General features: G+C 37.0%; 23 protein-coding genes. 13 read left to right on the top strand and 10 right to left on the bottom strand.

The window, feature by feature from the left end; genetic code table 11:
• The first annotated feature begins 56 nt into the window (after positions 1-56).
• The 13 genes from ndk to CCON33237_RS07735 all read left to right on the top strand — a co-directional run bounded on the left by ndk (position 57) and on the right by CCON33237_RS07735 (position 11,797).
• A complete protein-coding gene (gene ndk, locus CCON33237_RS07675; RefSeq protein ID WP_054197098.1) occupies positions 57-470 on the top strand; it encodes a nucleoside-diphosphate kinase in 414 nt (137 codons plus the stop codon).
• A gap of 16 nt (positions 471-486) precedes the next feature.
• Complete coding sequence (locus tag CCON33237_RS07680) at positions 487-846, top strand: DUF177 domain-containing protein (RefSeq protein ID WP_054197099.1); 360 nt, start codon at positions 487-489, stop codon at positions 844-846.
• Between the two features lie 12 nt (positions 847-858).
• Positions 859-1,005 (top strand): 50S ribosomal protein L32, encoded by a 147-nt coding sequence (rpmF, locus tag CCON33237_RS07685; protein WP_002942540.1) that lies wholly within the window; start codon positions 859-861, stop codon positions 1,003-1,005.
• 3 nt (positions 1,006-1,008) lie between these two features.
• Positions 1,009-1,998: a phosphate acyltransferase PlsX gene (plsX, locus tag CCON33237_RS07690; RefSeq protein ID WP_054197100.1), complete on the top strand. Its 990-nt coding sequence runs from the start codon at positions 1,009-1,011 to the stop codon at positions 1,996-1,998.
• A gap of 3 nt (positions 1,999-2,001) precedes the next feature.
• Positions 2,002-3,009, top strand: a complete 1,008-nt coding sequence (locus CCON33237_RS07695) for a beta-ketoacyl-ACP synthase III (protein WP_054197101.1) — start codon at positions 2,002-2,004, stop codon at positions 3,007-3,009.
• Positions 3,010-3,244: 235 nt separating this feature from the next.
• Positions 3,245-3,844, top strand: a complete 600-nt coding sequence (locus CCON33237_RS07700) for a peroxiredoxin (RefSeq protein WP_021091673.1) — start codon at positions 3,245-3,247, stop codon at positions 3,842-3,844.
• Positions 3,845-3,967: 123 nt separating this feature from the next.
• Entirely contained in the window at positions 3,968-5,050 is a 1,083-nt protein-coding gene (locus CCON33237_RS07705; RefSeq protein ID WP_054197102.1) for a PilZ domain-containing protein, read from the top strand.
• Positions 5,051-5,058: 8 nt separating this feature from the next.
• Positions 5,059-7,347, top strand: a complete 2,289-nt coding sequence (locus tag CCON33237_RS07710) for an ATP-binding protein (RefSeq protein WP_054197103.1) — start codon at positions 5,059-5,061, stop codon at positions 7,345-7,347.
• Between the two features lie 60 nt (positions 7,348-7,407).
• On the top strand, positions 7,408-8,019 hold the full coding sequence (plsY, locus tag CCON33237_RS07715; RefSeq protein ID WP_054197104.1) for a glycerol-3-phosphate 1-O-acyltransferase PlsY: 612 nt from the start codon (positions 7,408-7,410) through the stop codon (positions 8,017-8,019).
• Positions 8,016-8,342: a dihydroneopterin aldolase gene (locus tag CCON33237_RS07720; RefSeq protein ID WP_054197105.1), complete on the top strand. Its 327-nt coding sequence runs from the start codon at positions 8,016-8,018 to the stop codon at positions 8,340-8,342. The genes plsY and CCON33237_RS07720 overlap by 4 nt, the downstream gene beginning before the upstream one ends.
• Positions 8,343-8,418: 76 nt before the next feature.
• The gene (gene hsrA / locus CCON33237_RS07725; RefSeq protein WP_054197106.1) at positions 8,419-9,090 is read left to right on the top strand and encodes a homeostatic response regulator transcription factor HsrA; all 672 of its coding nucleotides are present in this window, start codon (positions 8,419-8,421) and stop codon (positions 9,088-9,090) included.
• Positions 9,091-9,128: 38 nt separating this feature from the next.
• Positions 9,129-10,346 (top strand): sensor histidine kinase, encoded by a 1,218-nt coding sequence (locus tag CCON33237_RS07730; protein ID WP_054197428.1) that lies wholly within the window; start codon positions 9,129-9,131, stop codon positions 10,344-10,346.
• Positions 10,347-10,348: 2 nt separating this feature from the next.
• Positions 10,349-11,797, top strand: coding sequence for a Ppx/GppA phosphatase family protein (locus CCON33237_RS07735; RefSeq protein ID WP_054197107.1), 1,449 nt, complete (start codon positions 10,349-10,351; stop codon positions 11,795-11,797).
• 61 nt (positions 11,798-11,858) lie between these two features.
• Here the strand turns inward: CCON33237_RS07735 and CCON33237_RS07740 are convergent, their stop codons facing one another.
• The 10 genes from CCON33237_RS07740 to CCON33237_RS07785 form a co-directional block, all read right to left on the bottom strand.
• Positions 11,859-12,737, bottom strand: a complete 879-nt coding sequence (locus CCON33237_RS07740; protein ID WP_054197108.1) for a hypothetical protein — start codon at positions 12,735-12,737, stop codon at positions 11,859-11,861.
• Positions 12,734-13,051: a flagellar motor switch protein FliN gene (gene fliN, locus CCON33237_RS07745; RefSeq protein WP_021091807.1), complete on the bottom strand. Its 318-nt coding sequence runs from the start codon at positions 13,049-13,051 to the stop codon at positions 12,734-12,736. The genes CCON33237_RS07740 and fliN overlap by 4 nt, the downstream gene beginning before the upstream one ends.
• Complete coding sequence (locus CCON33237_RS07750) at positions 13,048-13,467, bottom strand: chemotaxis protein CheX (protein ID WP_054197109.1); 420 nt, start codon at positions 13,465-13,467, stop codon at positions 13,048-13,050. Before CCON33237_RS07750 ends, fliN begins: the two co-directional genes overlap by 4 nt.
• A gap of 78 nt (positions 13,468-13,545) precedes the next feature.
• Positions 13,546-14,295: a tryptophan synthase subunit alpha gene (gene trpA / locus CCON33237_RS07755; protein WP_054197110.1), complete on the bottom strand. Its 750-nt coding sequence runs from the start codon at positions 14,293-14,295 to the stop codon at positions 13,546-13,548.
• Entirely contained in the window at positions 14,288-15,469 is a 1,182-nt protein-coding gene (gene trpB / locus CCON33237_RS07760) for a tryptophan synthase subunit beta (RefSeq protein WP_054197111.1), read from the bottom strand. The genes trpA and trpB overlap by 8 nt, the downstream gene beginning before the upstream one ends.
• Positions 15,459-16,073: a phosphoribosylanthranilate isomerase gene (locus CCON33237_RS07765; protein WP_054197112.1), complete on the bottom strand. Its 615-nt coding sequence runs from the start codon at positions 16,071-16,073 to the stop codon at positions 15,459-15,461. The genes trpB and CCON33237_RS07765 overlap by 11 nt, the downstream gene beginning before the upstream one ends.
• Positions 16,073-17,677: an anthranilate phosphoribosyltransferase gene (trpD, locus tag CCON33237_RS07770; RefSeq protein WP_054197113.1), complete on the bottom strand. Its 1,605-nt coding sequence runs from the start codon at positions 17,675-17,677 to the stop codon at positions 16,073-16,075. Before trpD ends, CCON33237_RS07765 begins: the two co-directional genes overlap by 1 nt.
• 83 nt (positions 17,678-17,760) lie before the next feature.
• Positions 17,761-18,333, bottom strand: a complete 573-nt coding sequence (recR, locus tag CCON33237_RS07775) for a recombination mediator RecR (protein WP_002942587.1) — start codon at positions 18,331-18,333, stop codon at positions 17,761-17,763.
• A complete protein-coding gene (locus tag CCON33237_RS07780) occupies positions 18,330-19,586 on the bottom strand; it encodes an ArsS family sensor histidine kinase (RefSeq protein ID WP_021091798.1) in 1,257 nt (418 codons plus the stop codon). Before CCON33237_RS07780 ends, recR begins: the two co-directional genes overlap by 4 nt.
• Positions 19,583-20,254: a response regulator transcription factor gene (locus CCON33237_RS07785; protein ID WP_021091583.1), complete on the bottom strand. Its 672-nt coding sequence runs from the start codon at positions 20,252-20,254 to the stop codon at positions 19,583-19,585. Before CCON33237_RS07785 ends, CCON33237_RS07780 begins: the two co-directional genes overlap by 4 nt.
• Positions 20,255-20,361: the final 107 nt, after the last annotated feature.

Below are 20,361 nucleotides of genomic sequence, written 5' to 3' on the forward strand. Positions count from 1 at the left end.
TTATTTGATATAATTGCCAACTTCAATTTAAATAACCTAGATTTAAGGAAAAATTTATGCAAAGAACACTTTCTATTATTAAGCCTGATGCTGTTAAGAAAAATGTTGTTGGAAAAATTATAGATAGATTTGAAAGTAACGGCCTAAGGATCGCAGCTGCAAAGAAAATCCAACTTAGCAAATGCGACGCAAAAGCATTTTATGCAGTTCATAAAGATAGACCTTTCTTCAACGATCTAGTCGAATTTATGATAAGCGGGCCAGTTGTGGTTATGGTTTTAGAGGGCGACAATGCAGTTGCTAAAAACCGCGAGCTAATGGGTGCAACTAACCCAAAAGAAGCAGCTCCTGGCACTATAAGAGCTGATTTTGCTGATAGCATTGATGCAAATGCAGTTCACGGAAGTGATAGCCTAGAAAATGCCATGAATGAAATAAATTTCTTCTTTGCTTCAAGAGAAATTTACTAATTTTAGGTCAAGAAAATTGATTATATCTTTTTCTAAAATAGCAAACAAAGATATAAGCTTTGAGCTAGTAGGAAATGATAATTTAGTTTTTATTGGATTTTTAAAAAGAAAAGATCCTTTTTTGGTAAAATGCCAAGGCAAAATAAAAGGTAATATAAATTATATTTGCGATCGATGCGGTGAAGTATTTATGCTGCCTATTGATCAAGATGTAGAGCTAAATTTAAGCGATGGTATCTATAAAGATAGCGAAAATAAGCTTAGCGATACGATGGAATTTTTTGATGGCAATATTGATTTAAAAGAAGTCCTTGAGAGCGAGTTAGAAGCTTTTAAGAGTGATTATTTCTATTGTGAAAAATGTAAAAATTTATAAAGGAGAGTAAAAATGGCAGTACCAAAGCGAAGAGTGAGTCATTCTCGTGCAGCAAAACGTAGAACACATTATAAAGTTACACTTCCAGTGCCTGTAAAAGACAAAGATGGTTCTTGGAAAATGCCTCACCGCATAAACAAAACTACAGGTGAATATTAAAATATGATTCGCATTGCTATCGATGCTATGGGTGGTGATTTTGGTGCAGATCCTATAATATCTGGTGTTATTGATGCACTAAAAGAGACAGAATTTAAAGCTGTATTAGTCGGCGATAGCAATGTCATCAAACCACTCATTCCACAGTCTTATTTAAAAAATATCGAATTTTTAGAAGCTAGCGAAGTTGTCTCAATGGCAGATGGCGCAACTGATGCGCTTAAGAGAAAAGACAGTACTATCTACAAAGCAATTGAACTCTTAAAAAATAAGGAAGTTGATGCTGTAGTTTCTGCTGGTCATAGTGGTGCAACTATGAGTTTAGCTACCCTAAGAATTGGTAGACTAAAAAATATTTCTCGTCCAGCAATTGCAACACTTATGCCAAATTCAAAAGAATCTGCGACTTTGGTTTTAGATGTTGGTGCAAATGTTGATTGCAGAAGTGAGCATTTGTTTCAATTTGCCATAATGGGTGAGGCCTATGCAAAAGAAATTTTAGGTAGAAAAGAGCCAAAAGTTGGTCTTTTGTCAAATGGTGAAGAAGAGAGCAAAGGCAATGAAGTTAGCAAAGAAGCATTTAAATTAGTTTCTAGGCTTGATAGCTTTATTGGTAATGCAGAAGGTAATCAAATTTTTGATGGCAGTATTGATGTAATGGTTTGTGATGGTTTTATGGGAAATATTCTTTTAAAAACTAGTGAAGGCGTTGCAGATGCAATAGGCAAAATCATCAAAAAACAAATTAAAAAATCACCTCTTGCTATAGCTGGCTCTGTACTCATGAGAAAAGTTTTTAAGACACTTAAAAAGCAGGTTAGCTATGACGAATATGGCGGTGCACCGCTTCTTGGTGTAAATGGTTGTGTTATCATAAGTCACGGCAAAAGCAATTCAAAAGCTATAAAAAATGCAATTTTTCAAGCAATAAAATTTGCTAATTCAAATATAAATAAAGTTATCGAAGAAGAACTTTCGCACTTTGCAAGGTAAAATATGCCAAAAGCTTCACTGATTTCTATCGCTTCTTACATTCCAGAAAAAATTCTAACAAATTTTGATTTTGAGAAAATGGTTGAAACAAGTGATGAATGGATAGTAAAGCGAACAGGTATCGAACAAAGGTATATTGCAACTAGCGAAACAACAAGTGACCTTGGTACAAAGGCTGGTGAATTAGCCATAAAACGCTCAGGACTTGATAAATCTCAAATCGATGCAATCATCTGTGCTACGATATCTCCAGATCATCTTTGTATGCCATCTACCGCTTGCAAAATAGCTGCAAATTTGGGTTTAAACTATGGAGTTACAGCATTTGATATAAGTGCAGCTTGTACAGGTTTTATTTATCTTTTAGAACTTGCAAATTCTCTCATTATTAGCGGCGCCAAAAAGAATGTCTTAATCATCGGAGCTGAAAAATTAAGCTCTATTGTTGACTATACAGATAGAAGCACTTGTATACTATTTGGTGATGGAGCAGGCGCGGCTGTAATTAGTAGTGGCAATGAAAATGAGATCATCGATATTCATACGGCAAGCGACGGCAAGCAAGCTGAACTTTTAATAACCCCAGGATGCGGGAGTGTATTTCCAGCCAGTGAGGAAACACTAAAAAATAGACTAAATTTTATCCATATGAGTGGAAATGAAGTTTTTAAAATAGCAGTTCAAACACTTAGCAAAAGCGTAATAGAAATTCTGCATGCAAACAAAATGCAAAGCGAAGATATTGATTTTTTTATACCTCATCAAGCGAATATAAGAATAATAGATGCAGTAAAAAATAGATTAAATTTTAAAGATGAGCAATGTGTCTTGACTGTTGCTAAATATGGCAATACAAGCTCCGCTTCAATTCCAATGGCTATAAATTATGCCTATGAAGATGGACGCATCAAAAATGGTTCAGTTTTGCTTCTTGATGCATTTGGTGGCGGCTTTACATGGGGATCAGCGATACTAAAATTTGGCGGAAAAAATTTTAGCGATTTACAATAATTACAGCAAGTAATCTTCTAAATTTTTAGCAACGCTTTTACTAATTTCTTTCAAATACTCTCATCAATAATTTTTTAAAATTCAAATTTTTATCGCTTTTAACAAAATCCATTTTCTGCTTTTACCAATAACACTAAATTTACTACACAAAAATTTCTAAAATATGTTTAAACTAAATTTAATTTTGTATAGATATAATTTCGCAATCAATAAAATTTATTATTAAGGAGAACAAATGTTAGTAACAAAAAAAGCACCTGATTTTACAGCTGCAGCAGTTTTAGGAAACAATCAAATTGTAAATGATTTTAATCTTTATAAAAATATTGGCGAGAAAGGCGCGGTTGTATTTTTCTATCCAATGGATTTTACTTTTGTTTGCCCAAGCGAAATTATCGCATTTGACAAAAGATATGACGAGTTCAAGTCACGTGGTATCGAAGTTATCGCAGTTTCATGCGATAACCAATTCTCACATTTTGCATGGAAAGAGACTCCGGTAAACAAAGGCGGTATTGGTAAAGTTCGCTTCCCTATCGTAGCTGATATGACAAAATCAATCGCTCGCGGATTTGACGTACTTCTAGAAGATGCTGGTGTAGCGCTTCGCGGTAGTTTCTTGCTTGATAAAGACGGCACTGTTCGCCACGCAGTTATAAACGATCTTCCACTTGGCAGAAATATCGATGAGATGATAAGAATGGTTGATACTATGCTATTTACAAATGAGCACGGCGAAGTTTGCCCAGCTGGCTGGAACAAAGGTGATGCTGGTATGAAACCAAGCACTGAAGGTGTTGCCGACTACCTTTCACATAACGAAGGCAAACTATAATCAACAGAAATTTCTAGGTATCCTTTACCTAGAAATTTCTCCTCCAAATAATTTTAAATACTTTTTTAATATAACTTTTTATATCATAGCCTTGGCTTTAATCAACAACATTCCGGAGACTACATGGATTTTAAAGGCAGGCAAGAGCTTGTAATAAATTGCGAAGATAGCATACTTAAATTAAGAGATAAATTTATCGACGATGGTATCAAATTTTGTAGACAGCTAACATTTATCGTACCGCACGATCAGGTAAAAATTTGTCTTGAAAACATTTTTGATACACTGCTTATTCAAAAGCCAAATGCTATGCAACTACAAGATGATTTAAATAATCTAATACCAAAATCAAACGCAAGAGACGAATTAATAAATTTCCTACTTTTAAATTTGACTTTAAATTTTAGTCACTCTTGCGACAATAGCACCTTCGTAGGTTATTTCGTAAATGCCGTTTCAAGAATCAAAGAAATTTTATGTGGTGCCAAAGACCAGCAAGAAACAAATGTAAAAGATATGATTGAAACCGGAACATTTTTTTATGAAGATCCGATCAATACATTCACTCGCATGAAAAGAGCCAAGGTAAGGCCTGAGCTTTTAAATTTATATGATGGATTAAATATAAAATATGAGGCTGAAATTTTAGAAGTTAAGGAAGATAGTGTCGTTTTTCGCGTGGATATGATGCAAATTTTAGCCATGAAGCAAGACGGCAAAGGTTTTATTTTGCCAAATAGCTTTTTCTCAAAGCCTTTGTGTGCAGATATCATAAATTATAATATAACAGATAAAAGTGTTACTTTTTCAAATTTCTTGCTAAATACAACAATGTATGCGTACAAAAGAAAATTCCAACGTATTTTGCCAAATCGTTTTACTAAAACTATTATCAAAGGCAAACAAGACAAGATCGAAGGTAGCCTTTATGATGTTTCCGAAGGCGGCATAAGTGTATTAAGTTCACAATCTGCAAATTTTAAAGATAACGAAGAATTAGAAGTCATTTTTGATCTCTTGATGTCTGAAAAAATGGTAAAAAGAGTTTCTTTAAGGCTAAAATTAGTTACTGAAATAACCTATAAAGGCTACATCAGATACTGTATGAAGCTTATCGATGATGATGAAACGATAAAAGATTTTACGCAAAAGCGCATAAAAGAGACACTTGACGAGCTTCGCTCACGTATAAATTTATACGAATAAGGCAGCTAGTGAAAACAATACAAGAAAATTTAAAACTTTTTTATATCGGACTAAAAGACAAAGAGCCATTTTTTTATAAAAATAAGGATCTAACCACCCACGTAGCTATCATAGGTATGACAGGTAGCGGTAAAACAGGCCTTGGTATCACGCTTTTAGAAGAGGCATGCATAGACAATATCCCTTCTATCATCATCGATCCAAAGGGCGACATCACAAATTTAGCTCTAACCTTTCCGCAGATGAGGCCGGAGGATTTTTTACCATACATAGATGAAGCAGAAGCAACCAACAAAGGTCAAAGCGTAGAGGAATTTGCCACCTCTCAAGCCGAGCTTTGGAGAAACGGCATAGAGTCGAGCTTTCAAGACCTTGAGCGAGTAAAAATTTTAAAAGAAAGCGCTAGCTTTAACATCTACACACCAAAAAGCTCAGCTGGTATAGGCGTGGCGCTACTTAGTGACTTTGCCTGCCCAAATATCAATGACGAAGAAATTTTTAGCAACTATATAAATTCGCTTGCAGCCTCAGTATTATCTCTTGTAGGTATAAATTCCGAGGACACGAACTCAAAAGAACAGCTGCTTATCTCAACTATATTTGAGACTAAATTTAAAGAGCAAAAAGATGTCAGCATCGAAGAGCTTATAAATTTCATCGCAAATCCACCTTTTAAAAAGATAGGTGTCTTTGACGTGGATACCTTCTATCCAAGCAGTGAGCGCCTAAAGCTTGCCATGAAGATAAACGCACTTATCGCAAGCCCAAGTTTTAAAGGCTGGACTCAAGGCGTTAGACTAGAAATTTCAAAGATGCTATTTGACGAAAACGGCAAAGCAAAGTGCAATATCTTTACAATCTCACACCTAAATGACGTTGAGAGGATGTTTTTTGTTGCCCTTTTACTAAACGAGATCATCGCGTGGATGCGCGGCACCGAGGGCACAAGCTCACTTAGAGCGATCCTTTATATGGACGAAATTTTTGGCTTCTTCCCACCAAATGCAAACCCGCCGTCAAAAACGCCTATGCTTACGCTCTTAAAACAAGCTCGTGCATTTGGTCTTGGCTGCGTCTTAAGCACGCAAAACCCAGTAGATCTTGACTACAAAGGTCTTAGCAACATCGGTACTTGGTTCATCGGCCGCCTCCAAACAGCGCAGGATAAAGCCCGCGTGATCGACGGACTAAGCGGCATCGCAGGCTCAAGCTTAGATAAAGCTTCGCTTGAAAATCTCATATCAAATTTGGCAAAAAGAAATTTCTTACTCAAAAATATAAACGAGGACGGCTTAAACGTCATCTCCACGCGCTGGGCGCTTAGCTATCTAAAAGGACCGCTCAGCCGCGAGCAAATTTCAAATTTGATGAAAGATAAAAAAGAAAATTTAAGCACTCAAAGCGTGGATAAAAGCGAGATGAAATTTAGCATAAAGCCCATAATCTCAAATGAGATTACGCAACTTTATGCTAACTCAAAAAGCCTCACGCCAAATTTATTTGCAAGTGCGAAGGTGAGAATTTATGACACCAAAAAAGGCATCGATAGCGTTTATGAAGTAAGCTATCTTTATGAACTAAACGAAAATGACAATGAGCCAAACTGGGATGAGGCTAGCGAAGGCATGCACGTTGAAGCAAGCGAAAATGAGCCAAGCGGTGCAAGCTTTGCAGCTGTGCCAAATTTTATTTTAAAAGCTAAAAATTTTGACAATATCCAAAAAGATTTTAAAGAGTATCTGTATAGAAATTTTAAATTTAATACCTTCGAAGCATTGGGAATTTATTCAAAAAACAATGAAGCAAAGGAGCAGTTTTATATCAGGCTTCAAGATAAGTGCAATGAAATTTTAGAAGAACAAACCGCAAAACTCACAGCAAAATTTGAAAAAGAGCAAAAAAACTTGCAAGATAAACTAAACAAAGCCTTGGCAAAGCTTGATAAAGAGCAAAAAGATATGACTGGAAGTGGCCTTGATGCTGCTATAAATATCGGAGCAAGCATACTTGGGGCACTATTTGGCAACAAGCTCTTATCTCGTCAAAATGCCGGCAAGATTGCATCAAGTGCCAGAAGTGCAAATAAAGTCTTAAAAGAAAGAAGTGATGTCAAACTTAGCGAGCAAAATGTAAATGATATAAATTTAGCCCTAAGTGAGCTAGAAGAGAAATTTTTAAGAGAAAGCGAAGAGTTAAAAGAAGCAAATGATGTCAAAAATATTACGATAAATGAGACACAAATTTCACCTAAGAAAGGTGATATCTATGACGAAAAAGTCGTGCTTTTATGGAGATAATTTATAAAAGAATTAGTATTTTTTTACTATCATTCGCTCTTTAATTATAAAAGGTAATATATGCAAAACTTAATACTTTATGCTATTAGCTATTTACTTGGTAGTATCCCATCAGGCTTGATACTCGCAAGAATTTTTGGACACGTTGATATAAAAAACGAAGGTAGTAAAAGCATTGGGGCAACAAATGTCCTAAGAGTTTTAAAACAAACCAATCCAAAACTAGCCAAAAAGCTTGCTATTTTGACTGTGGTTTGTGATGTACTAAAGGGTGTTTTGCCGCTTATAGTCGCTTTATCTTTAGGTGCTAGTCAAAGCGTACTTTGGACGATGGCAGTTTTAAGTGTAGCAGGACACTGTTTCTCAGTATTTTTAGGATTTCAGGGTGGCAAAGGTGTTGCTACTGGAGCTGGCGTGATAGCATTTTTCTTGCCAGTTGAGATTATTATCGCTTTAGTAGTTTGGTTTTTTGTTGGTAAATTTTTAAAGATTAGCTCGCTTGCCTCACTTTGTGCTTTGATAGCACTCATTGTCTCAAGCTTTGTGATCCATCCGGAGTTAGATGAAATTTACACGCATGCACCGCTTCTAATCATTGCATTTTTGGTAGTTTATAAACATATACCAAATATCGTTCGCCTAATATCTGGCAAGGAGCAAAAAGTCGTATGAAAAGTGAAATAACAACTATTATAAAAGATTATAAATTTAAAACAGTTATTGGAATGCTTGACTTTGAGCGAGTAGGAAAGCAAGAAGTACAAGTAAATCTAGAAATTTGTTCAACTAGTTTTGTTGATTATATTTTAGTTATGGATTTTATAAATAGTTTTTACAATGAAAAAAAATTTCAGAGCGTTGAAGAGTCACTTGAAGTAACCTGCAAAGCATTAAAAGAAAAGTTTGACTCACTTACTAGCTTGAAAATGGAAATTTTAAAAACTGAAATTTTACCAAATGCGGTCGTCGGAGCAAAAATAAGCACTGTTTTTTAAAAATTTATTAAAGTATCTTGAAATGTTGCTTAATTTATGATACAATCCCCAATAAATTTTAGTTTAAGGAAATAAAATGCGTATTTTAATAGTAGAAGATGAAGTAACGCTAAACAAGACGATTGCTGAGGGCCTACAAGAGTTTGGCTACCAGACAGATAGCTCTGAAAATTTTAAAGATGCTGAGTACTACATCGGCATCAGAAACTATGACTTGGTTTTAACTGATTGGATGCTTCAAGATGGCGATGGAGTAGATCTTATAAATATCATCAAACACAAATCTCCACGCACCTCAGTTGTTGTACTTTCTGCAAAAGATGATAAAGAGAGCGAAATAAAAGCACTTAGAGCTGGTGCTGATGACTATATCAAAAAGCCATTTGATTTTGACATCTTAGTAGCTAGACTTGAAGCTAGACTACGCTTTGGTGGTACAAATATCATCAAAATAGACGAGCTCATCATCAATCCAGATGAAGAGAAAATCACATATTTAGGTCGTGATATTGAGTTAAAAGGTAAACCGTTTGAGGTACTAACTCACCTTGCAAGACACTCAGATCAGATCGTATCTAAAGAGCAACTACTTGATGCTATTTGGGAGGAGCCAGAGCTTGTAACTCCAAACGTTATCGAGGTTGTTATCAATCAAATTCGCCAAAAAATGGATAAGCCGCTAAATATTTCAACGATTGAAACCGTTAGAAGACGCGGATATAGATTTTGTTTTCCCAAAAAAGCTTAAGAAATAGATTTATATTACAATTAGCATCTGGTGCTATGATGCTAATTGTAGTTATTTCGGTAATGCTTTATCACTATATAAGGGTTACTGTTTTTCAAAGTGTAGTTAATGAGCTAAACTATCAAGCAGAAGCTTATAAAAAAAATCCTCAGAATTTCAATCCTTTAAATTCAAAAACATTTACGATAGAAAATCCAAACAAAACCCTAGCAACGATAAAAACAGACGAGCCACAAGATAAAGAAACATATATCGTAACACAAAAATCAAAGGATCAAAGTAAAACTATTTTAATAACAAAACTTGATGAAAGCAGTTATTTAAGCCTAGAAAAAGATACTACACTTCAAGCTCATATAGTAGAAGAAATTTTTATAGATATTATAATCGTAAATGTGTCAGCGATACTTTTGGTGCTTTTTTATGCACTATTTTTATCAAGAATGCTTTTAATACCTATAAAAATTTTAAGTCACAAGCTTACAAATTTAGACGAAAAATTTCTTCATGAGATAGATATAAAAAGTCTACCAGATGAGTTTTTACCACTTGGACAGAGCATAAATAGGCTAATCTCTCGAATCCAAACATTTGTCTTATACCAAAAAGAACTTTTTGTAGGCGTAGCGCATGAGTTAAAAACACCGCTGGCTGTAATGAAAACAAAAAATGAAGTTACACTTTTAAAGCCACGCGAGAGTGAAAAATATATCGAAGCTCTAAAATCAAACAATGAAGCTATAAACGGCATGAACGCGATGATAAGTTCTATACTTGAGATCGGCCGTCAAGAAGGAGCTCAGTTTGAAGAGCCAGTAAATACCGATGTCATAGGATTTTTAAAAAAACTTGCGAAAAACTATGAGATACTTGCAAAAAATGATGAAAAAAATATAAAACTGGACCTAAAACCAGAAATTTTAAATCTAAAAATCCAAACTAGCCTATTAACTCACATCGTGCAAAATTTTGTTCAAAATGCCATTAAATTTTCACCAAAAAATAGCACCATTACGATTAGTTCTAAGCTTATAAAAAATAAATTTATCATCGAAGTAATAGATGAAGGAATAGGCATAGATGAGAGTAAAGATTTATTTGCTCCATTTAAAAGATATGGCGACAAAGGTGGTGCTGGGCTTGGGTTGTTTCTAGTTAAAGGTGCAGCACAGGCTCTTGGTGGCGAAGTAGACATTAAAAATAGAAACGATAGAAGCGGTGCAGTCGCAAGCCTAGTTTTAAATATAAAAGGATAAAAATGGCAAAGAGAACCGCAGTAATCGACCTTGGCTCAAATTCCATGCGAATGGCGATATTTGAGAGAACGTCACGCTTAGCATTTTTTATACTAGCTGAATATAAAACAAAGGTTCGCCTAGGTGAAGGCGGATATGGCTCAAACAATGAAATATCCGAAAGCTCGATGGAAAAAGCGCTAAAGGCTTTTAGAGAATTTTCAAATATCATAAAAAGCTACAAATGCAATAAAGTCTTATGTGTTGGTACTTCAGCGCTTAGGGACGCTCCAAACGCAAATGTTTTGATCTCTCTTTTAAGAAAAAAACTTGGCATAAATTTAAAAGTCATAGACGGCAAAGAAGAGGCTACTTTTGGTGCAATCGCGGCCAAGAATTTACTCCATAACATCGCTGAATGCGTCACTATTGATATCGGTGGCGGATCAACTGAGCTTGCCAGAATAAGCAAAGGCAAAATAATAGATACGCTCTCACTTGACATTGGTACAGTTAGGTTAAAAGAGCTTTTTTTTGATAAGAAAAACTTAAATAAGTTGCCAAAATTTTTAGAACAAGTTACAAAACAGATATATGAGCGATTTAAATGCCAAAATATAATCGCTATTGGTGGCTCTCTTAGAGCGATATCATCTGCTATAATGAGCAAAAATTTATATCCACTCTCATCACTGCATGGCTTTTGCTATAAGCTTAGCGACGAGCAAGCCTACATCGAGAGCATTGCAAATGTTAGCGTGCTTGAGCTAAATAAATTTCCTATTAAAAAAGATAGATACGACACCATTAGAGAAGGCGCACATATCTTTTTAGCCCTTGCCGAAGCTCTAAATGCCAAAAATATTATAACAAGTGGGGTTGGCGTAAGAGAGGGAGTGTTCTTAAAAGATTTTTTACGCCCTAGCATTAAATTTCCGCAAAATTTTAATCCAAGTATCAAAAGTTTGCAAGATCGTTTTATATTATCATGTAATAAATCGGTCACAAGATATGCAAAAGATATATTTATGGTATTAAAAAAGCTTCACGGTTTAAGCGATAACTATCTTGAAGTGCTTTTAGTTGCTACAAAACTTCACAATGTCGGTCAAGAGATTGGCTTTTATGGCGATCATAAAAACTCAGCCTATATAGTCCTAAATGCCTTAAATTATGGCTTTTCGCATGAACAAAAAGCATTGATTGCAGTAGTAATTGGCACAAACGGAAAGAAAAACATCTATGAATTTGAGCGATATAAAAATTTACTTCCAAAAGCCGAGTGTATAAGATGGCTAAGTTTTATACTCTCACTAGCAAAGGCACTTGATCTAACCTGTGAAAGGCCAAATCTAAACTTCGAATTTAGTGGGCATACGCTGAAAATAGAAGGCGCAAAAGAATTTGCTATGGCAAAAGAAGAGATAAAAAAGATCACAAAGCCTGAAATTTTTGCTATTTCGTTTGTATAAATTTTGAAACTAGCTTTAACGCATAAAAATTTAAATTGGATGAGAATTTTAGCTAAAACTACTAAAATTCTCCGCTCATTTTATCTTTATAGTTACTTAAACTATTTTTTCGCTCTTCTAAAAATGAGCTTAGTTTTTTCTTGTTCTCTTCGAAAAATATAGCAAAATCTTGCTCATTTTGTATCTTGTCTTCACCAAAGCTATCAAGCATTACATTTGAGCTACCAACTATCACTAAATAACGCCTATTTTCATAGCTTAATAGCATTAGTTTATTCGTGCGATCAAGATATTTTTCATATATTATATTGACGTTACTATTTTGATTTTTAAGTAGCCAGTTCATTGATTTTGTATCATTTTGAGACTGATTTCTAGGTGCTTTAAATCCGCTAAAATCATTACTCTTTGAAGTAATATATCTTTTAAATACATATAAAAATACAAGAAGCGCAATAAGCACACTTAAGACTATAAAATACCTTGAGTCTATATTCAGCATAGGCTCTTCATCCATCTTTGGAGTGCTAGGGGTCTCTATTTTTGCACTAGCTTGAGGCATATTTTGTATTTGAGGTTTTGCATTTTTTAGAGTTACACGAATGCGGAGTCCAAAACTATCAGTCGTCTTTGAAGCATTTACGATAATAGCATCATTTGAGCGCAAATTTAAGACAAGCGAGTTTTGCTTTGGCTCTATCTCAAGCTCTTGAATAATCTTTGAGTTTATGTCTTTACTAGCACTTTGATCGTAATTTAGCGAATTTAATATCAAAGATGTTGTGTCTTTTTCGCGCTTTTGAAAGATATTTCCTTCATAAGGTGCATCAAAGCTAAGCATAATATCGACTCTATCAGCACGTTCATAGATATTGTAAGTTAATAGATTTGAAGCTAAAATTTGAGTTACAAAAAGTAAGAAAAATAGTATAAATTTCATAAAAGTTCTTTTTTGAAGTACTGAATAACTGACTTTGAATCCAAAATTTCATTTATCCTGATGGCTAAATTTTTCTCATAAACCATTACTTCGCCTTTTCCAAAAATTCTATTATTTATATATAGCTCCACGCTCTCACCAGCCGGCTTTTCAAGGTCTATGACCGAGCCAGCTTCAAATTTCAAAAGCTCATTTATACTAACCGTGGTAGTTCCTAGCTCAGCTATAAAATCAACGCTTATATCCATAAGCTCATCATAGCTCTTAAAAAGCCCTAGCTGCTCTAGCGTCTCTATCGCACTCTCATCGTTCATTGTATGTCGTAGCCTATTTGAAATGTTCTATTTTTTATTTTATATATAAATTTTTCTTTTAGCTTTATACCAAAATTTTCAACTTCGCCTAAAAATTCAGGCGTTCCAAGCTTATAAGCATTTGGCTCTTTTTCATTTAGTAAATTTTTAGCTTTGCCGATGATTTGATTAGCTATCTCTTTGCAAAGATCGTCCAGATCGCCACCATCAACATCTTCGTGACCAAAAAAGGCATTCATGAAAATTTTCAAAGTATCTTTTTTAAAAAATAGGTAAAAATGATACTCGCTTTTACCCTTATAGACTGGTATGCTAGCTCCGTAAAATCCTTTGCCCAGACTCTTGCCAAACTCTAAATCTAGCCCTAAAGTATCCTTGCAAAGATAGCTTGTAGCTTCATCTATAACTTTTCTCATATCTCTTCCTTAAGACTTGAAATGCATTTTCAATTATACTTTGGCTTTACTAAATTAGCTATAAATTTATTAAGCATTTTAAAAGAGTTTATCTATCTCTTTTACTAGCTTTTCACCGCTAAATTCGGCACAAAGCTTAACTATTTGCGTACCTATTATCGCTCCGTCAGCATATTTTTTTACTTCATTAACATCATCTTTGTTTTTTATACCAAAGCCAACAGCTACTGGCAAATCGCTCTTTTTCTTAAGCTCTAGGACCAATTTTTTTATCCTATCTTCATTAGCCCTTTTTGAACCGCTAACGCCGATCGCGCCAAGAGCGTAGATAAATCCTGAGCCAAATTTTAAAATTCCATCCGCTCTACTACCAGATGTGACGCTGATAAGTGGTATCAGGCTTAAATTTAGCTCCTTGCACTTTAGAGCAAATTCCTCGCACTCCTCGCAAGGCAGATCCGGAACGATAAAGCCGCTAACTCCAGCCTCAACTGATCTTTTTAGAAATTTATCAACACCATAAGCAAAGATGATGTTGTAATAAACCAAAAAAACAAGTGGCTTTGTCACTTTTGCCTTGCAACTCTCAAGCATATCAAAGACAACGTCTGTATTTACGCCATTTTGCACCGTCTCAAAGCTAGCTTGCGCGATGAGTTTGCCATCAGCTAGCGGGTCAGAGTAAGGGATGCCGATCTCAACTAGATCTAGCGTGCTCTCATCTAAATTTTCTAAAAATTCCTTCGTTTTTTCTAAGCTTGGATATCCAGCCACGATGTAGCCGATGTTTGCCTTTTTGCCGTTAAATGCGCTTCTAACCTTATCCATAAATTTTTCCTTTTTCGTAGCCGATAACTGTGTTTATGTCCTTATCGCCCCTGCCTGAGACGTTTACGACGATGACGCTTTTTTTATCAAGTTTTGGGCAAAGCTTTTCTAGATACGCCAGCGCATGCGCGCTCTCGATAGCTGGGATGATACCCTCCATCTTGCTTAGAAAATACAAGGCATTTATGCACTCATCGTCGGTTACAGCTTCGTATTTTACCCTTTTGATGTCGTTTAGGTGAGCGTGCTCTGGGCCGATGCCTGGGTAGTCTAGGCCTGCTGAAATGCTGTGAACTGGCGAGATCATGCCGTACTCATCTTGCAAGACCGTCGTTTTCATGCCGTGGATGATGCCAGTTTTGCCTTTGCTAAGCGTAGCTGCATGATAAGGTGTCTCTATGCCAAGACCGCCAGCCTCAATACCTACTAAATTTACGCTCTCATCGTCCAAAAACGCACTAAAAATGCCAATAGCATTGCTGCCGCCGCCAACGCAGGCAATGACGTAGTCGGCCTTTTTGCCGTAATCTGCAAGCTGAGCTTTGGCCTCTGTGCCGATGATGCTTTGGAAGTCACGCACGATCTTTGGGTATGGGTGCGGGCCAACGGCTGAGCCAATGACGTAAAATGCGCTCTCTATCTCATTTACCCACGCTTGTATGGCTGCCGTGGTCGCCTCTTTTAGTGTTTTTAAGCCGTCTTCTACGCTCACCACCTTTGCGCCAAGAAGCTGCATGCGAAAGGCATTTAGCTGCTGTCTAGCCACGTCAGTTGCGCCCATATAGACGTCACACTCTAAGCCCAAAAGTGCCGCTGCAGTCGCTGTTGCCACGCCGTGCTGACCAGCTCCAGTCTCAGCTAAAATTTTCTTTTTACCCATTTTTTTAGCAAGTAGCGCTTGAGCTAGGGCGTTATTTATCTTATGCGCGCCCGTGTGGTTTAGATCCTCTCTTTTTAGGTAAATTTCATGTCCATAGTGCTCGCTCAGGCGCTTTGCAAAAAAAAGCGGACTAGGCCTGCCAACGTAGTTTTTAAGCAGATCATCAAGCTCGTCTTTAAACTCTTTTGTCTTTGCGATGCTAGCATAGGCGCTTTCCAGCTCATCAAGGGCAAACATTACCGTCTCAGGCACAAACTGCCCGCCAAATTTTCCAAAATATGCTTTACTGTTCATCTTCTACCTCACCTATGATCTTTAAAATTCTCTCTATCTTTTGTGCATCTTTTATGCCGTTTTCGTCCTCGACTTTTGAGTTGATATCGACTAGATATGGCTTAAATTTCAGCGCCTCTTTTATGTTGTGCTCGCCTATGCCCCCAGCCATGCCAAATTTAAATTTAGTATCTTTTAAAATTTCCCATTCAAAGCTAGTGCCGTTTCCGCCGGCATTTTCGCCCTTGCAGTCAAAAAGCGCCATGTCAAAATGCTTAAAATCAACCTCTGGCAAGCTATCTTTCACGCTAAAAACCTGCCAAATCTCAAGCCCCATATCTTTTAAATTTACATATAAATTTTCACTCACCGCTCCATGCACCTGAGCCACGTCAAGACCAGCAAACTGACAAATTTCCATTACCTCGCACTCACTTTGCTCAGCAAAAACGCCAACTACTTTTTTGCCCTTGCTGTGAGCAAATTTCGCTATCTGCCTAGCTAAATTTAGCTCGACCCTTCTTTTACTTTTGGCAAATATTAACCCGATAAAATCAACATCCAAAGCACAAACCGTACTTGCCTCTTCTAGCGTTTTGATGCCACAAATTTTAACCAGCGCCATTACGCTTGCGCCTTTATAAACTCTTCATAAAATTTATATACCTTGCCGCTTTTTATCGCCTCAAGCACTATTTTTTTAGCCTCGTCTGGGCTCTTAGCGCCATCAGCTGCGTAGAGTGCGAACATCGCATTAAAGACCACGATGTCAAATTTTGCCCCCTGCTCCTCGCCCTTTAGCGTGCGTATCAAGGTTTTGGCATTTTCTTCAGGTGTGCCACCCTCGATGTCGCTGTGAAGCGCTCTTTTAAAGCCAAACTGCTCTGGCGTGATGCTGTACTCAAAGATTTCGCCATTTTTTAGCTCCACAACGCTCGTTTCGCTACAAAGCGTGATCTCGTCTAGTCCATCATCTCCGCGAACGACTAGAGCGTGCTTTCTGCCAAGGATCTTAAGCGTCTGGGCGTAGAGTTTTAGCACTGGCTTATGATAGACGCCAACTAGCTGGTTTGTAAGGTTTAAATTTGGATTTAAAAGCGGTCCAAGCACGTTAAAGACGGTCCTTATGCCAAGTCTTTGACGCACCTCTCTTACCTCACCAACTAACGGATGAAAAAATGGCGCGTGAAAGAAGGCTAAATTTTTACTAGCTAAATTTTCGCGCTGTTTTGCCAGTGATTTTTCACTTTTTACACCTAAAATTTCAAGCACATCAGAGCTGCCAGACTTGCTTGAAACTGCCTTGTTGCCGTGCTTTGCGACCTTTATACCAAGACTTGCGAGGGTAAATGCCACAGTTGTTGAGATATTTATCGTCTTAAAGCCATCGCCGCCAGTGCCACAAAGATCGATCATAGGCGTATCATCGCGGTAAGTTTGCGAGTATTTTAGGATATTTTTTGCAAGCGCAGCGAGGCTTTTTGGATAGAGGCTCTTTTCGCTAATTAGCACTAAAAGGGCTGAAAGCTGCACTATCTCGTACTCTTTGCTGGCTATTATCTCGCAAATTTGCTCAAAGTCGCTATCGTCAAGCGGGATATTCTCTTGAAGCTTGATAAGATATGGCTTGAGTGAGCGAATTTTTGGCTCTTTTACCTCTTCTTTTGCCTTATAATTTACAAAATTTTCAACGATCTTTTTGCCGTATTGCGTGAAGTAGCTCTCAGGGTGAAACTGGATGCCAAAGATCGGCTTATCTTTAACGCTAAGTGCCATAACTACGCCATCATCACTGACCGCATCAGCACTTAAGCTAGCTGGGAGCTCATCGACATAAAGCGAGTGGTAGCGCATAACCTCAAAACGATCAGGCAGCCCTGCAAAGAGTGGCTCTTTGTTTTTCACGTCTATAAACGAGGTCTTGCCGTGAAGTGGGTCATCTAGTCTTTTTATCTTTGCGCCAAAACTAAGCCCTATGGCTTGGTGTCCAAGGCAAATGCCAAGCACAGGCACGCCAAGGTCTGCTTTTAAAATTTCTAAGCAAACTCCGCTATCTTTTGGGTGCTTTGGCCCTGGGCTTAGGATGATCTTACTTGGGTTTAGTTTTTTGATCTCTTCAAGCGTTATCTTGTCGTTTCTAACGCATCTAACCTCTTCGTTTGTGAGCTCTTTTACGTACTGCTCGACGTTGAAGACAAAACTATCGTAGTTATCTATAAGCAAAATCAATCTCTATCCTTTTAAATTTAGCGGCGATTTCGCGGACTAAATATTATAAATTTAGGTGAGATTATAACTAAAAGAAATTTTAATTAGGCTTTTGTGCGGCTCTCGTAGGCTTTTAAGAGTGAGAGCATATCGACGTTTTCTAAATTTACACCAGTTGGCACGCCCTGAGCGATCTTGCTAAATGAAATTTCACTCATGCCAAGCTTATCCTCGACGTAAAGCATGAGTGCGTCTGAATTTAGCCCTGGTGTAAAGGCAAAGACAACCTCTTTTGAGCCATTTTGCTTAATAGCACTTCGCAGCCTCTCTATGGCGTCCTCGTTGATCTCGTCAAGTACGAAGTAAAGGCCGTTGTAGATGCCATTTTGCTCAAAGACTAGGATGTCTTTTGGACTTTCAACCAGCAATATAACCTCACTATCCCTACTCTCGTCACTGCAAATGTCACAAATTTCATTTTCGCTTAGCCCACCACAACGCTCACATCGCTTTATAAACCTCACTGCGTCTTCGATATTTTGAGCGAGCCTTAGCCCTGCAAAGCTATCTTGCATGCAGACAAAATAGGCAAACCTTGCGGCTGATTTTTTACCGACACCAGGGAGCTTTGCAAAAGACTCAGTTAGCTCGTTAAATTTTTCTAAGCCCCTTTTCATGCTCGCTTTGCCTTTGATCTAAGTAAAATTTTAAAGACGTGATAGCCGTCTTCGTAGTCATAAACAAGCTCAAATTTTTGCATCTGACAAATTTGCTCGATGATATAAAGTCCAAGCCCCATGCCACTTCCAGCACTCACTTTGTCGCCACGCACAAAGGCTTGTTTGTAGTAGTCAATCGGGTGATTTAGCTTTTTACCTAAATTTTTAACCGCTATAAATTCGCTATCGCAGATCAAAATAGCCTTTTTATCTTCTGCGTATTTTAGGGCATTGTCTATCAAATTTTTAATCGCCAAACTAAAAAGCTGAAAATCCACTCTTAATATGACGTCATCTCTGATATCACAGCTCACTCGCTCTTCAAATTTATCAAGCATGAGCATATCTTGCACTTGCTCCAAAATGAGCGAAAAATGGCACTCTTGGTAGTTTAATGCGTAGCTTTTAGAAAGGAGCTGTTCAACCTTGCTAAATTCATTTATCAGCATCTCAAGGCGCTCAAAAACATTTATGAGCCTCATCTTTTGGGTCTCATTTGCGACCATCTCAGAGACGATCCTGCCCTTACCAATAGGAGTCTTTAGCTCATGCATAATCGCACGCAAAAATAGCTGCCTTGAGCGGATGAGCTCTCTGATCTTGCAAACGGCGTTATCAAACTCAACCGCAACCTGTCCGATCTCGTCTTGCTCGTTTTCATTTAGCCTAGCCGTCATCGCCATTTCCATATTTCCACTGGCAAATTTTCTGATATCTTTACTAAGCCTTCTAAGTGGTGAAAGACTTCTAAGAACAGAAACATAAAGTGAGATGAGAAGGGCTGAAACTATCAAAAATGCGACCCAAAGCGGATCATTTACGTGTCTTGCGTCGTTACTTTCAAGAAGTAGCTGAAAAGATGGATTTTTAATAAGCAAATACAAATCGCCTTTGTAATTAACCGATTGCACCACTCCAAGAGGTGTATGCTGCGTAAAAACAACAGTTCCATTTGTAGCTATTGAAGTGGCTAAATTTTTATTTCCAACATACTCTAAGTAAAAATTTTTAAAATAATGCTCTAAATCTCTTGGGGGATTTCCACGTTCATAGAGTGCGACAAGGTAGTTCATCGCACTTATTTGTCTATCCTTTAGTTTTTCTAAAGCGCTCTCTTGCTGAATGTTTGCAAAAGTTACAAAGAGCAAGCACATCAGCGAGAAAGCTATGGCAAAGATAATAGTTATCTTCGTAGTTATGGAATATTTCATCCGATAAGCTTATATCCTATGCCTCTTACTGAAAATATATGTTTCGGGGCTTTTGAGCTATCACCGATTTTTGATCTAAGGCGTCCGATAATAACATCTAAGCTCTTTGAATCTTTATCTTTTAGGCTTTTGCAGTTATAAACTAGCTGTTCGCGTGATACTGAAAAACTGTGTTGTTTGATAAGATATGTCAAAATTTCATACTCAGCTGGAGTAAGTGCCAACGGCTCATTGTTAAAGTAAATTTCGTGACGTTTATCATCGATCCTAAATGCGCTATCAACGACCTCTTCTTGTACTTCATTTGTCTTTTTATATCTTCTTATAAGACTTGTGATACGAGCATACATCTCTTTTGGATCGTATGGTTTTGGCAAATAATCATCAGCACCAAGCTGAAGTCCAACAACCTTGTCACTAATATCGCTTCTAGCTGAACTTATGATGATAGGAATGTCGTATTTTTGGCGAATTTCTTTACAAACCTCAAGCCCATCAATGCCCGGCAAAGTAAGATCAAGTATTAGCAAATCATAGTTTTTTATTCCAGCACTAAGTCCTAAATAAGGGTCTTCAAAATTCGTAACTTTTATATTAAAACTATCAAGATATTCAGATAAAATTTGCGCAAATTCTGGATCGTCTTCTATCATTAAAACATTAACCATGAATTATCCTTTTTATTAAAAATAGTAGAGATTATACGGCAAAAATGTAAATTCTTTTTTAAATTTAAACTTTTTTGGGTAAAATCCCATATTTAAAATAAGCTTAA

The sequence above is a fragment of the Campylobacter concisus genome (assembly GCF_001298465.1).
Taxonomy (GTDB): Bacteria; Campylobacterota; Campylobacteria; order Campylobacterales; family Campylobacteraceae; genus Campylobacter_A; species Campylobacter_A concisus.

Coding starts and splice junctions, on each gene's coding strand:
- ndk (WP_054197098.1), top strand. CDS start 57: ATGCAAAGAACACTTTCTATTATTAAGCCTGATGCTGTTAAGAAAAAT.
- rpmF (WP_002942540.1), top strand. CDS start 859: ATGGCAGTACCAAAGCGAAGAGTGAGTCATTCTCGTGCAGCAAAACGT.
- plsX (WP_054197100.1), top strand. CDS start 1,009: ATGATTCGCATTGCTATCGATGCTATGGGTGGTGATTTTGGTGCAGAT.
- CCON33237_RS07695 (WP_054197101.1), top strand. CDS start 2,002: ATGCCAAAAGCTTCACTGATTTCTATCGCTTCTTACATTCCAGAAAAA.
- CCON33237_RS07700 (WP_021091673.1), top strand. CDS start 3,245: ATGTTAGTAACAAAAAAAGCACCTGATTTTACAGCTGCAGCAGTTTTA.
- CCON33237_RS07705 (WP_054197102.1), top strand. CDS start 3,968: ATGGATTTTAAAGGCAGGCAAGAGCTTGTAATAAATTGCGAAGATAGC.
- plsY (WP_054197104.1), top strand. CDS start 7,408: ATGCAAAACTTAATACTTTATGCTATTAGCTATTTACTTGGTAGTATC.
- CCON33237_RS07720 (WP_054197105.1), top strand. CDS start 8,016: ATGAAAAGTGAAATAACAACTATTATAAAAGATTATAAATTTAAAACA.
- hsrA (WP_054197106.1), top strand. CDS start 8,419: ATGCGTATTTTAATAGTAGAAGATGAAGTAACGCTAAACAAGACGATT.
- CCON33237_RS07730 (WP_054197428.1), top strand. CDS start 9,129: ATGCTAATTGTAGTTATTTCGGTAATGCTTTATCACTATATAAGGGTT.
- CCON33237_RS07735 (WP_054197107.1), top strand. CDS start 10,349: ATGGCAAAGAGAACCGCAGTAATCGACCTTGGCTCAAATTCCATGCGA.
- CCON33237_RS07740 (WP_054197108.1), bottom strand. CDS start 12,737: ATGAAATTTATACTATTTTTCTTACTTTTTGTAACTCAAATTTTAGCT.
- fliN (WP_021091807.1), bottom strand. CDS start 13,051: ATGAACGATGAGAGTGCGATAGAGACGCTAGAGCAGCTAGGGCTTTTT.
- CCON33237_RS07750 (WP_054197109.1), bottom strand. CDS start 13,467: ATGAGAAAAGTTATAGATGAAGCTACAAGCTATCTTTGCAAGGATACT.
- trpA (WP_054197110.1), bottom strand. CDS start 14,295: ATGGATAAGGTTAGAAGCGCATTTAACGGCAAAAAGGCAAACATCGGC.
- trpB (WP_054197111.1), bottom strand. CDS start 15,469: ATGAACAGTAAAGCATATTTTGGAAAATTTGGCGGGCAGTTTGTGCCT.
- CCON33237_RS07765 (WP_054197112.1), bottom strand. CDS start 16,073: ATGGCGCTGGTTAAAATTTGTGGCATCAAAACGCTAGAAGAGGCAAGT.
- recR (WP_002942587.1), bottom strand. CDS start 18,333: ATGAAAAGGGGCTTAGAAAAATTTAACGAGCTAACTGAGTCTTTTGCA.
- CCON33237_RS07780 (WP_021091798.1), bottom strand. CDS start 19,586: ATGAAATATTCCATAACTACGAAGATAACTATTATCTTTGCCATAGCT.
- CCON33237_RS07785 (WP_021091583.1), bottom strand. CDS start 20,254: ATGGTTAATGTTTTAATGATAGAAGACGATCCAGAATTTGCGCAAATT.